Origin of the sequence: Stenotrophomonas sp. CFBP 13725, from assembly GCF_014841935.1 — a bacterium.
Lineage (GTDB): Bacteria > Pseudomonadota > Gammaproteobacteria > Xanthomonadales > Xanthomonadaceae > Stenotrophomonas.
Genome location: NZ_JACYUV010000002.1, coordinates 284644 through 297904, shown reverse-complemented (window position 1 = coordinate 297904; position 13261 = coordinate 284644). Strand labels below are relative to the sequence as shown.

Genomic DNA, 13261 nt, shown 5'->3' with positions numbered 1-13261 from the left:
TTTGAATCTGAAGCGAGTGTATCTAAACGCGCGTTGCGGTCAATCATCACTGATGGGAGGCCAGCGCACCGCGATAGCGCTCGGCCAACTGGCCTACCCGCTGTACGTAGTACCGCGTCTCACTATACGGCGGCACGCCACCGTGGCGGGCAACGGCGCCCTCCCCTGCGTTGTAGCCAGCCGCGGCAAGCGTGAGGTCGCCATTGAATCGTTTCAACAGCCATGAAAGATACTGGACGCCACCGCGGATGTTCTGCGCAGCATCGTACGAATCGGTTACGCCAAAGCGCGCCGCGGTCGGCGGCATCAACTGCATCAGTCCCTGCGCCCCGGCGCGGCTGAGCGCTGTCGGGTTGTAGGCCGATTCCGCATGGATGATCGCCCGCACGATCGCCTCCTCCACACCGTATTGGCGCGCGGCGGCGGCGATCTCGCTCTGGAAGGCGGTGGTATTGAGCCGGACCGAGCCGAAATTGACTGCAGGATTGCTGCCACACGCGAAGCAGCGCTCGATGAAGCTGTAGCGGATGGTGCGCACCTGGGACAGGCTGGCCACCTGCCCCGCGGGCCGGGCGCTGGTGTAATGGCGCACGCCGTCCTTCATGTACGTATAGACCTGCCCGCTGACGACGCGGCCCGCCTTGCTGGCCGGGGCCGGAACGGGTTTTGGGGCAGGTGCGGCGATTACCGAGGCCACGGCAGCAGACGCTGGCACCACGGCGGCGGCAACGGCCGCGCCTGCAGCAACCGCAGAGGATGAAGGCGCTTCGCGGGCCGGGACGGCCGTGACAGGGGCCGCCGGCGGGACGGGCGCGGTGGTTGCGGGGCGGGCCGGTCGGCTGTCGCGGCTGTAGCTGATGCCACTGCACTGCGCACCGCTGACCCGTTTGCTGACGTAACTGGGAACGCCATCGGCGCCGACACACTTGTACAGCGTGCCGGCACTGGCCGGCACGGCCGCCAGTGCAGCGATGCTGATCGCCACGATCCTTAAGGTCCCCTTCATGGGCGCGAGTGTCCCAGCTTGCGCGACGGTTGCCAAGGGCCGGGCCAGACGAGGCCCGTCCGGGACATGCGCTCCGGGGTCAAGCCCCTTTCCCCGCGCGGGGCGGATCGGATCCCACCGCGCGGCCTCGGCCACACCCGCGCGACCCACGCATTCCGCCGAGCACGGCTCGGCGCTACCAGCGCCGACCCACGGTCGGCGAGCGCAGCGGCCCGTGCGACCCACCTGCACCGGTAGCGCCGACCCACGGTCGGCGAGCGCAGCGGCCCGCGCGCTACCCCGTTCCGGCAACGCAAGGGAGTAAACTGGACCGCTTACCCGCCACCCGCCTGGATTAATCACCATGACCGGGACGCCAGACGTCTTTCCATCCGTCGCTGTTGACGACACCCCTCTGTTCGCCCTGCCTACCGGTCCGCGCAAGCCCGACCAGGTGCGTGGCAAGCTGTACATCAAGACCCACGGTTGCCAGATGAACGAGTACGACTCGGCCAAGATGGCGGACGTGCTGGCAGCCAGCGATGGCCTGGAGCTGACCGATAACCCGGAAGAAGCCGACGTTATCCTGGTCAACACCTGCTCCATCCGCGAGAAAGCGCAGGAGAAGGTGTTCAGCCAACTCGGTCGCTGGAAGGCGCTGAAGAACAACGGGCGCGACGTCATCATCGGCGTCGGCGGCTGCGTGGCTTCGCAGGAAGGCGAGGCCATCGTCAAGCGCGCGCCGTATGTGGACCTGGTGTTCGGCCCGCAGACCCTGCACCGCTTGCCGGAACTGATCCGTGCGCGACGTGAGCAGAACCGGCCGCAGGTCGATATCAGCTTTCCGGAGATCGAAAAGTTCGACCGCCTGCCCGAGCCACGTGCAGACGGGGCCTCCGCTTTTGTGTCGATCATGGAAGGCTGCTCGAAGTACTGCTCGTTCTGCGTCGTGCCCTATACGCGTGGTACCGAAGTCAGCCGTCCGTTCGAAGACGTCGTGGTGGAGGTGGCGCAACTGGCTGCTCAGGGCGTGCGTGAGATCAACCTGCTCGGCCAGAACGTCAATGCGTACCGTGGACCGTATGGCGAGGGCGAGCATGCCGACCTGGGCCTGCTGATCCGCACGATCGCCGAAATCGACGGGGTCGGCCGCATCCGCTTCACCACCTCGCACCCGTTGGAGTTCAGCGACTCGTTGGTGGATGCCTTCCGCGACGTGCCGAAGCTGGCCAACTTCCTTCATTTGCCGGTGCAGGCGGGCAGCGACCGCATCCTGTCGGCGATGAAGCGGGGCTACACGGCGCTGGAATTCAAGTCGAAGATCCGCAAGCTGCGCGCGGTACGTCCGGACATCTCCATCAGCTCGGATTTCATCGTCGGCTTCCCCGGTGAAACCGACGCCGACTTCGAGAAGACGATGAAGCTGATCGAGGACATCGGATTCGACCAGAGTTTCTCCTTCATCTATTCGCGTCGCCCCGGCACCCCGGCCGCCGACCTCGAAGACACCATCACCGATGCCGAAAAGCACGCACGGCTGTCGCGCCTGCAGGCACGGATCAACCAGCACGCCGGCGAGATTTCCGCTGCCATGGTCGGCACAGTGCAGCGCGTCCTGGTGGAAGGCCCGTCGCGCCGTGACCCGAACGAGTTGAGCGGCAAGACCGAGAACATGCGGACGGTGAACTTCGCCGCTCCTGCGCGTCTGGTCGGCCAGTTCGTGGACGTACTGATCACCGAGGCCTACAGCAATTCTCTGCGTGGCCGGGTCAGCGGCGCCTGACTGGCAGGTTTTTCACCACCTCATAATGCGGCTTGTGGCACAAGCGCTGAGAAGGCTTATCCACAACTTTACCGCGTGACCACCCACACCTTGTGTGGAAAGAACCCGCACCCAATTCTGGATCCATGAAGAATATCGAGCACCGAGATTTCACCCTGTCGCCGGAAGACAACACCCGACTCGCCAACCTGAGCGGGCCCTTCGACGGTCATCTGCGCCAGATCGAGCTGAAGCTGGGTGTGGAGATCGCCAATCGTGGCCACGTCTTCCGCATCAGTGGCCCGACCGAGGCCGCCGTCGAAGCGCAGAAGCTGATCGAAGCCCTGTACGAGGAAGCCGCCGAGGTCACTTTCGACAGCCAGGCGATCCACCTTCGGTTGAACGAAGCCAACATCGAGCACATCGCTGAGCGCTCCTACGAGGCACAGGACGTGGCGATCAAGGTCAAGCGAGGCACCGTGCGGGGCCGCGGCGCCAACCAGGCGCGCTACCTGCACCAGATCGCAAGCCATGACATCAATTTCGGTATCGGTCCCGCCGGCACCGGCAAGACCTTCCTGGCCGTTGCCAGCGCCGTGGAAGCCTTGAACGAGTCGCGCGTGCAGCGGCTGATCCTGGTGCGCCCCGCGGTGGAGGCCGGCGAAAAACTCGGCTTCCTGCCTGGCGACCTGACCCAGAAGGTCGACCCCTATCTGCGCCCGTTGTACGACGCCCTGTACGAAATGCTGGGCGTGGAAAAGGTGGTCAAGCTGCTGGAAAAGAACGTCATCGAGATCGCGCCGCTGGCGTACATGCGCGGACGCACGCTGAATGATGCGTTCGTGATCCTCGACGAGGCACAGAACACCACCATCGAGCAGATGAAGATGTTCCTGACCCGCCTGGGCTACGGCTCGACCGCCGTGGTGACGGGCGACCTCACCCAGACCGATCTGCCCAAGCACGTGAAATCGGGTCTGCGCGATGCCGTGGACGTGCTGCGCGACGTGGAAGGCGTGAGCTTCACCTTCCTGGAGGCGCGCGATGTGGTCCGCCATCCGCTGGTGGCGCGCATCGTCAACGCCTACGACCGTCGTGAACAGCAGCAGGCCCTGCCGGAGAAGACCCCATGACCCGCGGCCCCGTCCGCCTGGATGTCGCGGTCAGCTATGCCCTGCCCCGTGCCGGCCTGCCGGCTGCGGTGAGCTTCCGCAAATGGGTGGCGGCCGCGCTGAAAGGCCGCATCCGCGAGGCGGATCTGGCTATTCGCATGGTCGACGCCAAGGAAGGCCAGTCGCTCAATCGCCATTACCGCGGCAAGGACTACGCGACAAACGTGCTGAGCTTTCCCGCCGATGTGCCGGAGGGCCTGCCCAAGGGCGTGAAGTTCCCGCTGCTGGGCGATCTGGTGATCTGCGCACCGGTCGTGGCACGCGAAGCCGACGAACAAGGCAAGCCGCTCACCGCCCACTACGCGCACTTGACCGTGCATGGCGTGCTGCACCTGCTGGGCTGGGACCACGAAGACGACAAGGAAGCCGACGCAATGGAGCAGCTGGAGCGTGACATCCTGGCCGAGCTGGGCATCGCCGATCCGTACGCGGGCGAGCGTTGAGACCGGTGCGGGATCCTCGCGCACCCTCTGTTGCAGCCCATGCGCTTCATGCTTCAATACGGCCACTCATATCTGCCACGGATGGCCGTCATGCTTGAACAACGCCCGACCCTCATGGCTCCGGTCCTGCTGCTGGTCGGACTGGTCTGCGTACTTGCCGCGCCGTGGCTGCCGATGGCGGCCAATGGCCGCATGGTGATCACCGCACTGGGCATCGTCGGCGCCGCACTTGCCGCCGGCCCCGCCTGGCGCTGGACCCTCGCCGCCCGCCGTTGATCTGCGTCCGCTGTTGATCTTCGTCCTGCGTTGATCTGCGTCCGGTAGTGCCGGCTTCAGCCGGCAACCGCGCGCGCCCTCGACGGCCCGACACCCTTGGCTTGGCACGCTATCATCGTCGCCTTCGCCAGCTCCTGCCCGTCGCCCCGATGAAACTGCCCGCCTGCATCGCCGCCCTGTTGCTGTGTTCCGCCCTGCCGAGCGTCGCCGCCGAGCCGCTGGATCTGCCGGCCCTGGTGGAATGCCGCCAAGGCGTGGCCGCGCACGCTGCGCTGGCAGTCGCCCTGGCCGACCCACTGCAGGCCGTCGCGAAGGGATTGCAGCCGCTACCGCAGCAGAATCAATTCATGACCGAATACCGCCTGGCAACGCCGATGACCGTGTTCGGCCAGCGCACCGACCGCATCGCCTTGGCCGGGGCCAGCATCATGGCGATCCTGGACCTTGAGGATCCGCGGCCGCTGGCGACGGAGCTGAAACTGGAAACCGCCTACGACGCCGACGGGAAGTTCATGGCGGGCCGTGAACTGGTCAGCCGCGATGTCACCGATCCGGTGACGGGGGAAGCGCAGATCGAATCGATCATCCTCAGTGTTTCCACTGTCCAGAGCCATCCGGACCAGACCTTGGCCGGCTGCACCTACAGCCTGGACCTGCCTGCTGACGATGAGGCGCCCGCCGCGCTGGCCCCACCTGCCGACAAGGGCTGACCGGTCTTTCCCCGTCCCCCCACGCAAGCGCCGGGGACGCGCGACAGGGCCTGACATCCTGCTAGACTGCAGCCAACGCCCGGCCTGCCGGGTGCCTTTTTTCCCGAGATGTCTGAAGACGACAGTAGCAGCTCCACGCTGGAGCACAGTGAGAAAAGACGCAGCTGGCTTGAACGCCTGGGTGCTGCGTTTTCCGGTGAACCACATACCCGCGATCAGCTGATCGCCCTGTTGCGTACCGCACAGGAAGACGGGCTGATCGCCGCCGATACCCTACGCATGATGGAAGGCGCCATTTCGGTCGCCGAACTGACGGTGGGCGACGTGATGATCTCGCGTTCGCAGATGGTATCGCTGCCGGTGGAGGCGCCGTTCCTTGACCTGATGAAGCAGGTGGTCGAATCCGGCCATTCGCGCTTCCCGGTGCACGGCGACAACAAGGACGACATCCTGGGCGTGCTGTTGGCCAAGGATCTGCTGCGTGGCGTGGTATCCGACCATGGCCCCGCCAATATCCGTGAACTGCTGCGTCCGGCGGTGCTGATCCCCGAGGCGAAGAAGCTCAACGTGCTGTTGAAGGAGTTCCGCCTGTCGCGCAACCACATGGCGATCGTGGTGGACGAGTACGGCGGTGTCGCCGGCCTGGTCACCATCGAAGACGTGCTGGAGCAGATCGTCGGCGAAATCGACGACGAGCACGACGAAGCCGAGGACCCGGCGGCCGGTATCGCCATCCAGGCCGACGGTCGCTATGTCGTGGATGCGCTGACGGCCATCGGCGATTTCAACGAACGCTTCGGCGCCGACTTCCCCGATGATGACTACGACACCATCGGCGGACTGGTCACTGAGGCGATCGGACACTTGCCGGAAATCGGTGATGAGCTGGCCCTGGACCGCTTCATGTTCCGCGTGGCACGTGCCGACGCGCGCCGCGTGCAGGCCTTCCACGTGACCGTGCTGCCGACGGACGAACAGGAATCCGCTTGAAGCGTACCGCTGGACTCCTGCTGAGCGGCTGGCTGGCCGTGCTGATGCTGGCGGCGTTGCTGGTCGCGCCGGCGTCGGTGCTGGCGCAGTCATCGCCTGCCACCGCCCATGCCGCCGCCTCTGGCGACGCGCAGGCTGATGTCCCGCGCATCGGCGTGGTCACCATGCAGCCGGGCACGATCTTCTTCGAGCGCTTCGGCCACGATGCCATCGTGGTGGTGGATCCGCTCAGCGGCGCCGCCACCTCGTACAACTTCGGCTACTTCGATCCGGGCGAGCCGGACTTCATCAGCCGCTTCATCAGCGGCGAGATGATGTATTACCTGGTCGCCCTGCCCTTGCAGCAGGATCTCGGGTATTACGACGAATCCGGTCGCGGAGCGAGCGTCCAGTGGCTGGATCTGCAACCCGAACAGGCCCGTGCGCTGGCCGCCGACCTCGCCGAGCGCGCGAAGCCGGAGAACGCGCGCTACCGCTACGATTACTACACTGCGAACTGCGCCACGATGGTCCGCGATACGCTGGACAAGGCGTTGGGCGGCGGGCTGCATGCGCAGCTGTCGGGCCGTTCGCGGGGCAACACCTACCGCAGCGAGTCGGTGCGCCTGGCTTCGCCGGCACCGTGGATGTGGCTGGGCTTCGACCTGGGGCTGGGGCCGTTCGCCGATCAGCCGCTGTCGCGCTGGCAGGAAGCTTTCGTGCCGATGCGCCTGGCCGATGCGCTGCGCCAGGTGCGCAACAGCGAGGGCCGGCCCCTGGTGCAGTCCGAACAGCAGCTGCTCGCACACCGCATCGACGCCGAACCGACCGAGCAGGCCCGTGCCTGGTGGCCGTGGCTGGTGGTGGGGCTGGGGCTGGCTGCGGGTGTGTTCGCACTGCGTCGCCGCCCCCGTCTGCTGGCCGCGCTGGCGCTGCCGTTCTGGATAGTCAGCACGATCGCCGGCAGCCTGCTGGTCTTCCTGTGGGGCTTCAGCGACCACCATGCCGCGTGGGCCAACCGCAACCTGCTGCAGCTGTCACCGCTGTGCCTGCTGCTGCTGCCCGGCGCCATCGCGCTGCTGCGCCGGCGCCGGCCGGGTCGCCTGTTCCGCATCGTGCTGTGGGCCGTGGCCGGGTTGTCCCTGGCCGGACTGGTACTGCACTGGCTGAGCCTGCAGGCCCAGTACAACGTGCAGTGGATCGTGCTGCTGCTGCCGCTGCATGCCGCGCTGGCGTGGGTGCTCGGCCGCGCATCGCGATGGCCGCTTCACGCCCGCTGACGCAGGATAAGCGGCATGCACGTGCCCGATACCACCGCCCCCGCAGCGCATAATCCTGCCTGCGTCATCAACTGCGTTCACTACGATGATGATGGCAAGCGCCATGACATCGCCCTGGATGCCATCAGCGACGTCATCGCCAGTGGCAACGGATTCGTCTGGGTCGGCCTGTATGACCCGGCGGACAGCGTCCTGCTGAAACTGCAGGAAGAGTTCGGCCTGCACGACCTGGCGATCGAAGACGCGCGCAATGCCCACCAGCGTCCGAAGGTGGAGACCTACGGCAACTCGCTGTTCGCGGTGGTGACCACGGCGCAGATGGTCGATGAGCGCATCCAGTACGGTGAAACCCACGCCTTCGTCGGCCCCCGCTTCCTGGTGACGGTGCGCCACGGCGCCTCCCTGTCCTACGCGCCGGTGCGGGCGCGCGTGGAGCGCGAGCCGCACCTGTTGAAGATGGGTCCGTCCTACTGCCTGTATGCGGTGCTGGATTTCGTGGTCGACAACTACCTGCCGATCACCAACCGCTTCCGCGACACGCTGGAACTGCTGGAGAAGGACATCTTCGCCGACGACTACAAGCGCAGCACCGTCGTGCGCCTGTATGAGTTGAAGCGCGAGCTCAACAAGATGCGCATGGCGGTGGCGCCTTTGCAGGACGTCCTGTCGGCGCTCAAGCGGCATCCGGCCGAAAGTGGCCTGGTGCCCGACGAGGTGAAGTTGTACATCCGCGACGTGCATGACCATGCCGTCCGCATCAGTGATGTCATCGATACCCTGCGCGAAATGCTGGGCACCGCCCTCAGTGTGAATCTGTCACTGGTGACGCTTGCACAAGGTGAAACGGTAAAACGGCTGGGTGCCTGGGCCGCACTGCTGGCAGCCCCAACGCTGATCACCAGTTGGTACGGCATGAACTTCACGCACATGCCCGAGCTGGACAAACCATGGGCCTATCCGGCGATCATCATCGGGGTCGCCGCGGTCTGCGTCGGGATGTACCGCCTGTTCAAGCGCGCACGCTGGCTGTGAAGCGGTAGCGCCGAGCGATGCTCGGCGGATCTCCCGTAGCGCCGAGCCCGGCTCGGCGCCATCGCGTCGGTTCAGGCCACGTAGATCGTCTTGATGTTCATGAACTCATGGATGCCGTGCTCGGCCAGTTCGCGGCCGAAACCCGATTCCTTGCTGCCGCCGAACGGCAGCCGCACATCGCTCTTGACGATGGAATTGACGAAGGCCGCACCGCACTCCATCTGCTGTGCAAACGCTTCGCCGCGCGCCGCATCGGTGGTCCACACGCTGCCGCCCAGCCCAAAGCGCGTGTCATTGGCGACACGCAGCGCCTCGGCCTCGTCCTTGACCCGGATCACCGCCGCCACCGGTCCGAACAGCTCCTCGTCATAGGCCGGCATGCCCGGCGCCACCGCATCCAGCACCGTCGCGGCGTAGCCCGCGTGGCTGCCCGCTACCGGTTCGCCACCGATCAACACGCGTGCGCCCTTGGCCACGCTGGCCTGTACCTGCTTGTGCAGCTCATCACGCAGGTCCGCGCGTGCCATCGGCGCCAGTGTCGTTTTCTCGTCGGACGGATCACCGTAACGACGCTCGGCCGCCGCCGCCACGAAACGGTCGGTGAAGGCTTCAGCCACCGCATCGACCACGATGAAGCGCTTGGCCGCGATGCAGGTCTGGCCGCTGTTGTCGAAGCGCGACTTCACCGCCGCATCCACCGTCGTCTCAAGATCGGCGTCTTCCAGCACCACGAAGGCATCGCTGCCGCCCAGTTCCATCACGCACTTCTTCAGCTGATCGCCGGCGTTGGCGGCGATGGATCGTCCCGCACGCTCACTGCCGGTCAGCGTCACTGCTCTCACCCGGCGGTCGCGCAGTACGTCCGCCGCCTGGTCGTTGTCGATGTGCAGCACGTCGAACACGCCTGACGGCAAGCCCCCGGCACGTACCACGGCATTGATCAGGTCGGCGCACTGCGGCACGTTGCTGGCGTGCTTCAACAGCGCCACATTGCCGGCCATGAACGCCGGGGCCAGGAAACGAAACACCTGCCAGATCGGGAAGTTCCACGGCATCACCGCGAACACGCAGCCGATCGGCTCGTAGCGCACGTAACTGCGCTGTGCTTCGGTCTTGATCTGCTGCGGCTGCAGATAGTCGCCCGCGTGATCGGCATAGAACTCGCAGGCCAGCGCGCACTTTTCCACCTCGGCCAGCGCTTCGCCTTTCAGCTTGCCCATCTCGGACGTCATCGCCTGCTGGATCTCATCGCGACGTGTACGCAGCTGCGTGGCGATCGCCCGCAGCACGTCGGCGCGCTGCGCCAGCGATTGTGCGGCCCAGCCCGGAAACGCAGCAGCGGCCGCGACCAGGCGCTGCTCGATACCCGCCTTGTCCAACAGCTCATGGCGGTAATCCACCTGCCCGGTGGTGGGGTTGACGATTTCAACAGTCATCGCAGGTCTCCTCGAATCAGGCGACCATTCTGCGCCGGCCCCCGTGAGCCAGACGTTGCCGGATCGGGCCACCCCACGCGACACAGTGTCGCGGCCTTCACCTGCCGTTACCGGGTGCGGCGATCCGATGCCCCGCTGGCCGTCAGCCGTTGTCCTGCCGTGCCATCAACAGGTCACGCTGGCGGCGTTTCTCGGCCCGCGCGGTGAAATACCAGCCGATGAACGCCGCCACCGCCACCGCCGACACCATCAACGTGGCCAGTGCATTGATCTTTGGGCTGATGCCCATCCGCACCGAGGCGAATACCTTCATCGGCAGCGTGGTGGAACTGGGCCCGGCCACGAAGCTGGCGATCACCACATCATCCAGTGACAGGGTGAAAGCCAGCAGCCAACCGGCCAGCAGCGCCGGCGCGATGATCGGCAAGGTGATCTTCAGGAACACGGTGAGCCGGCTGGCACCGAGGTCCATCGCGGCTTCCTCCAACGAGATGTCCAGCTCCTGCAGGCGCGAGGACAGCACCACGGTGACGAAGGACAGGGTAAAGGTAACGTGCGCGATCCAGATCGTCATCGCGCCGCGCGCCGGGAAGCCCGGGATGCCGCCCATCGACACCAGCAGCGTCATCAACGAAAAACCCAGGATGACATCGGGCATCACCAGCGGCGCGGTGATCAGCGCACTGAACGCGGACTTGCCACGGAAGCGTCGGAAACGGGTCATCACCATGGCCGCCATGGTCCCGAGCACGGTGGCAGCGCAGGCTGTCCAGAACGCCACTTTCAGGCTCATCCACAGCGCGTCCATCAACGCGCGGTCGTTGAACAGTTCGCCATACCAGCGCGTGGAGAAACCCGCCCACACCGTGGCCAGCCGTGAGCTGTTGAAGGAGAACACCATCAACAACAGGATCGGCAGGTACAGGAAGGCGAACCCCAGCGCCAACGCGCCCCAGCCCATCCAGCGGTAACCGCGCATCGTGCTCATGCCTGCTTTCCTTCCAGCACGCGCTGCTGGGACCGGTTGAACAGGAAAATCGGCACCAGCAGCAGCAACAGCATCACCACCGCCACCGAGGAAGCCACCGGCCAGTTACGGTTGTTGAAGAACTCACCCCACAGCACACGCCCGATCATCAGCGTGTCCGGCCCACCCAGCATTTCCGGGATCACGAACTCGCCCACCGCCGGGATCATCACCAGCATGCAGCCGGCGATGATGCCTGCCTTGGACAGCGGCAGAGTGATGCGCACGAACGCCTGCCACGGCTTGGCACCCAGGTCGTAGGCCGCTTCCAGCAGACGCTGGTCGTGCTTGACCAGGTTGGCATACAGCGGCAGCACCATGAACGGCAGATAGCAGTAAACGATGCCGATGTAAGCCGCCACCGGTGTGTAAAGGATGCGCAGCGGCTGGTCGATCAGACCGATCTTCAACAGCACCTGGTTGAGCAGGCCATTGCGGTCGAGGATGCCGATCCAGGCGTACACGCGGATCAGGAACGACGTCCACGAGGGCAGCACCACCAGCATCATCATCACGTTGCGGGTGGAGGGCTTCATGCGTGCGATGGCGTACGCCATCGGATAGCCGATGATCAACGTCAGCAACGTGGAAATCGCCGCGATCTTGAAACTGCTGGCATAGGCCAGGACGTACTGCTGGTCGCGTACCAGTTGCAGGTAGTTTTCCAGGTTGAGCTTGAGCGAGAACGCGCCGTCCACGTACTGCAGCAACCACGTGTAGGGCGGCGAGCCAACCTGGGTGTGGGCGAAGGAGATCATCAGGATCAGCGCGAACGGCACGGCGAAGAACAGCAGCAGCCACAGGTAGGGCACGCCGATCACCGCACTGCGTAGTCCGGGCAGCCAGCGCTTCGGGGCTGCCGCGCTCATGAGCTCAGCACCACGCCGTCGTTGTCGCGCCAGTGCACCCACACGGCGTCGCCCCAGGTCAGGCCATCACTGGCCCAGCGCTGCGAATTGGCGAAGTTCGCCATGACCGTGGCGCCGCTCGGCAGGCGCACGTGATAGACCGAGTGGCTGCCGAAGTAAGCGATATCTTCGATCACGCCCTGCGCCTTGTTGACGTGCCCCTCCGGCTCGTCCTTGCCGATTATGATTTTCTCTGGACGCACCGCGTAGGCCACGGGCTGGCCTTCGTAACCGGTGATGCCGTGTCCAATGTAGATTGGCGCCGGGAACGCCGAGGTGCGCACGGTGGCATGTTCCGGCAGGTCCTCGTCGATCACCCCTTCGAATGAATTCACCGAGCCGATGAAGCTGGCCACGAACCGATTGGCCGGCTGCTCGTAGACCTCATCCGGCTTGCCCACCTGCTGGATCCAGCCGGCATCCATGACCGCAATGCGGGTGGCCATGGTCATGGCTTCTTCCTGATCATGGGTGACCATCACGCAGGTCACTCCGGAGGTTTCGATGATGTTCACCAGCTCCAGCTGCATCTGCGAGCGCAGCTTCTTGTCCAGCGCGCCCATCGGCTCGTCCAGCAGCAGCAGTTTCGGGCCCTTGGCCAACGACCGCGCCAACGCAACGCGCTGCTGCTGGCCACCGGACAACTGATGGGGACGGCGCTTGGCCAACTGGGACATCTGCACCAGCTCCAGCATCTCGCCCACCCGCCGGCGGATCGCATCGCTGGCCATGCCGTCCTGCTTCAGGCCGAAGGCGATGTTCTGCTCCACGCTCATGTGCGGAAACAGCGCATAGGACTGGAACATCATGTTGACCGGCCGCTTGTACGGCGGCAGCGCGTCCAGGCGCTGTCCATCGACGACGATGCTGCCCTTGGTCGGGGTTTCAAAGCCGCCCAGGCAGCGCAGCAGGGTCGATTTGCCACTGCCTGACCCGCCGAGCAGCGCGAAGATCTCGCCCTTGCGCACATCCAGGTTGACGTCGTCCACGGCCACGAAGCCATCGAACTCCTTGCGCAGGTCACGGACGGACAGGTAGCCGGGCTCACCGTGGACATCGACGGCGGCGGCTTCCGGCTGGGCAACAACGGACATGGGGGGCTCCGACGGCGGTCAAGGGGATGGCGGCGCCATTCTAACGGCGGTGGTGCCGACGTGACATGACGGCAGCTGGCGCCTTGCGCCGATCGCGTCTGCACTGCGGTCGCGCGTGCTGGGGGCGTTCACCGCGCCACGGTACGGCGGGCGATGCAGGCCGTCAG

At 65.4% G+C, this 13261-nt stretch carries 13 protein-coding genes; 8 read left to right on the top strand and 5 right to left on the bottom strand.

Annotated elements, in window-relative coordinates; genetic code table 11:
* Positions 1-46 precede the first annotated feature (46 nt).
* Complete coding sequence (locus IFT65_RS04395; RefSeq protein WP_192080462.1) at positions 47-1006, bottom strand: lytic transglycosylase domain-containing protein; 960 nt, start codon at positions 1004-1006, stop codon at positions 47-49.
* 343 nt (positions 1007-1349) lie between these two features.
* On the opposite strand from IFT65_RS04395, the gene miaB reads away from it, so the two are divergent.
* The 8 genes from miaB (at position 1350) to IFT65_RS04355 (ending at position 8629) form a co-directional block, all read left to right on the top strand.
* Complete coding sequence (gene miaB, locus IFT65_RS04390) at positions 1350-2768, top strand: tRNA (N6-isopentenyl adenosine(37)-C2)-methylthiotransferase MiaB (protein ID WP_188324491.1); 1419 nt, start codon at positions 1350-1352, stop codon at positions 2766-2768.
* A 125-nt stretch (positions 2769-2893) separates the two neighbouring features.
* Entirely contained in the window at positions 2894-3880 is a 987-nt protein-coding gene (locus tag IFT65_RS04385) for a PhoH family protein (protein ID WP_192080460.1), read from the top strand.
* Positions 3877-4362, top strand: a complete 486-nt coding sequence (gene ybeY, locus IFT65_RS04380) for an rRNA maturation RNase YbeY (protein ID WP_188324493.1) — start codon at positions 3877-3879, stop codon at positions 4360-4362. Before IFT65_RS04385 ends, ybeY begins: the two co-directional genes overlap by 4 nt.
* A 90-nt stretch (positions 4363-4452) precedes the next feature.
* Complete coding sequence (locus IFT65_RS04375) at positions 4453-4638, top strand: hypothetical protein (protein ID WP_192080458.1); 186 nt, start codon at positions 4453-4455, stop codon at positions 4636-4638.
* A 149-nt stretch (positions 4639-4787) separates the two neighbouring features.
* The gene (locus IFT65_RS04370) at positions 4788-5348 is read left to right on the top strand and encodes a hypothetical protein (RefSeq protein WP_192080456.1); all 561 of its coding nucleotides are present in this window, start codon (positions 4788-4790) and stop codon (positions 5346-5348) included.
* Between the two features lie 108 nt (positions 5349-5456).
* Positions 5457-6338 carry a transporter associated domain-containing protein gene (locus IFT65_RS04365; RefSeq protein WP_188324496.1) on the top strand — a complete coding sequence of 294 codons (882 nt, stop codon included), beginning with the start codon at positions 5457-5459 and terminating at the stop codon, positions 6336-6338.
* Positions 6335-7597 (top strand): DUF4105 domain-containing protein, encoded by a 1263-nt coding sequence (locus tag IFT65_RS04360; RefSeq protein WP_192080454.1) that lies wholly within the window; start codon positions 6335-6337, stop codon positions 7595-7597. The genes IFT65_RS04365 and IFT65_RS04360 overlap by 4 nt, the downstream gene beginning before the upstream one ends.
* A gap of 15 nt (positions 7598-7612) precedes the next feature.
* Entirely contained in the window at positions 7613-8629 is a 1017-nt protein-coding gene (locus IFT65_RS04355) for a magnesium and cobalt transport protein CorA (RefSeq protein ID WP_192080452.1), read from the top strand.
* 71 nt (positions 8630-8700) lie between these two features.
* On the opposite strand, the gene IFT65_RS04350 is transcribed toward IFT65_RS04355, so the two are convergent.
* The 4 genes from IFT65_RS04350 to potA form a co-directional block, all read right to left on the bottom strand.
* On the bottom strand, positions 8701-10065 hold the full coding sequence (locus IFT65_RS04350; protein WP_192080450.1) for an NAD-dependent succinate-semialdehyde dehydrogenase: 1365 nt from the start codon (positions 10063-10065) through the stop codon (positions 8701-8703).
* Between the two features lie 142 nt (positions 10066-10207).
* Positions 10208-11053, bottom strand: a complete 846-nt coding sequence (locus IFT65_RS04345) for an ABC transporter permease subunit (RefSeq protein WP_188324500.1) — start codon at positions 11051-11053, stop codon at positions 10208-10210.
* The gene (locus tag IFT65_RS04340) at positions 11050-11961 is read right to left on the bottom strand and encodes an ABC transporter permease subunit (protein WP_188324501.1); all 912 of its coding nucleotides are present in this window, start codon (positions 11959-11961) and stop codon (positions 11050-11052) included. Before IFT65_RS04340 ends, IFT65_RS04345 begins: the two co-directional genes overlap by 4 nt.
* Positions 11958-13094 carry a polyamine ABC transporter ATP-binding protein gene (gene potA / locus IFT65_RS04335; RefSeq protein ID WP_192080448.1) on the bottom strand — a complete coding sequence of 379 codons (1137 nt, stop codon included), beginning with the start codon at positions 13092-13094 and terminating at the stop codon, positions 11958-11960. Before potA ends, IFT65_RS04340 begins: the two co-directional genes overlap by 4 nt.
* Between the last annotated feature and the right edge of the window lie 167 nt (positions 13095-13261).

Coding starts and splice junctions, on each gene's coding strand:
- IFT65_RS04395 (WP_192080462.1), bottom strand. CDS start 1,006: ATGAAGGGGACCTTAAGGATCGTGGCGATCAGCATCGCTGCACTGGCG.
- miaB (WP_188324491.1), top strand. CDS start 1,350: ATGACCGGGACGCCAGACGTCTTTCCATCCGTCGCTGTTGACGACACC.
- IFT65_RS04385 (WP_192080460.1), top strand. CDS start 2,894: ATGAAGAATATCGAGCACCGAGATTTCACCCTGTCGCCGGAAGACAAC.
- ybeY (WP_188324493.1), top strand. CDS start 3,877: ATGACCCGCGGCCCCGTCCGCCTGGATGTCGCGGTCAGCTATGCCCTG.
- IFT65_RS04375 (WP_192080458.1), top strand. CDS start 4,453: ATGCTTGAACAACGCCCGACCCTCATGGCTCCGGTCCTGCTGCTGGTC.
- IFT65_RS04370 (WP_192080456.1), top strand. CDS start 4,788: ATGAAACTGCCCGCCTGCATCGCCGCCCTGTTGCTGTGTTCCGCCCTG.
- IFT65_RS04365 (WP_188324496.1), top strand. CDS start 5,457: ATGTCTGAAGACGACAGTAGCAGCTCCACGCTGGAGCACAGTGAGAAA.
- IFT65_RS04355 (WP_192080452.1), top strand. CDS start 7,613: ATGCACGTGCCCGATACCACCGCCCCCGCAGCGCATAATCCTGCCTGC.
- IFT65_RS04350 (WP_192080450.1), bottom strand. CDS start 10,065: ATGACTGTTGAAATCGTCAACCCCACCACCGGGCAGGTGGATTACCGC.
- IFT65_RS04345 (WP_188324500.1), bottom strand. CDS start 11,053: ATGAGCACGATGCGCGGTTACCGCTGGATGGGCTGGGGCGCGTTGGCG.
- IFT65_RS04340 (WP_188324501.1), bottom strand. CDS start 11,961: ATGAGCGCGGCAGCCCCGAAGCGCTGGCTGCCCGGACTACGCAGTGCG.
- potA (WP_192080448.1), bottom strand. CDS start 13,094: ATGTCCGTTGTTGCCCAGCCGGAAGCCGCCGCCGTCGATGTCCACGGT.